This is a genomic window from Acidovorax sp. KNOB132 (genome assembly GCF_057541515.1).
Genome location: NZ_BAAJYT010000589.1, coordinates 1 through 893 on the forward strand (window position 1 = coordinate 1; position 893 = coordinate 893).

At 73.8% G+C, this 893-nt stretch carries 1 protein-coding gene; it reads right to left on the reverse strand.

Annotated features, from left to right (window positions below; genetic code table 11):
* Window positions 1-893 (reverse strand): MocR-like pyridoxine biosynthesis transcription factor PdxR (gene pdxR / locus AC27IO_RS24855; RefSeq protein WP_498741298.1); only part of this gene is annotated, 893 nt, incomplete at both ends.

Consider the following 893-nt stretch of genomic DNA (forward strand, 5'->3'; position numbering starts at 1 on the left):
GGTGGGCGGCAGGTGGCGGGCGATGGCATCGGCCAGCGCGGCGCGGCGGCGTTCGTGCTCGCGCCGGGTGCGCCGCACGTGGCGCTCGTACGCGCCGGTTTCGATCAGCGCGGCCAGCGTGCGCTGCTCCAGCACCGGCGCATGCCGGTCGGCCATGCGCTTGGCCTGGCGGAACACCGCCACCAGGGCCGTGGGCAGCACGAGGTAGCCCAGGCGCAACTGCGGCGACAGCGCCTTGGAGAAGGTGCCCATGTAGATCACGCGGCCATCAGGGTCGATGGACTGCAGCGCGTCGATGGGGCGCTGGCCGTAGCGGAATTCGCCGTCGTAGTCGTCCTCGACGATCCACGCGCGATGGCGCTGCGCCCATTGCAGCAGCGCCATGCGCCGGCCGATGGGCAGCACGCCGCCCAGGGGAAACTGGTGCGAAGGCGTCACATAGGCCAGGCGCACGCGGCCGTCCTCGGGCAGCTGCGCGGTGTCCAGGCCGTGCGCGTCCACGGGCACGGCCCACAGGCCCGCGCCCGTGGCCTCGAAGCACCGGCGCGCCATGAGGTAGCCGGGCTCTTCGAACGCGAAGGCATCGCCCGCGTCCAGCAGCAGGCGCGCGCACAGGTCGATGCCTTGCTGGGAGCCGTGCACCACCAGGATCTGCGCGGTATCGCAGGCCAGCCCGCGCGCGCGCCGCAGATAGCCCTGGATGGCGCGGCGCAGGGCGGCGTCGCCTTCGGGCGGGATGTAGCGCAGGCTGTGCTGGTGGCGCAGCAGTTCGGCCTGGTAGGCGCGGCGCCAGGCCAGCGCCGGGAAGTCGCGCGAGGCCACCGCGCCGTACAGGAAATCGATGCGCGCGGGCTCCGCAGCGGGCAGCGCGGGCAGGTCCATGCCGGCCAGGC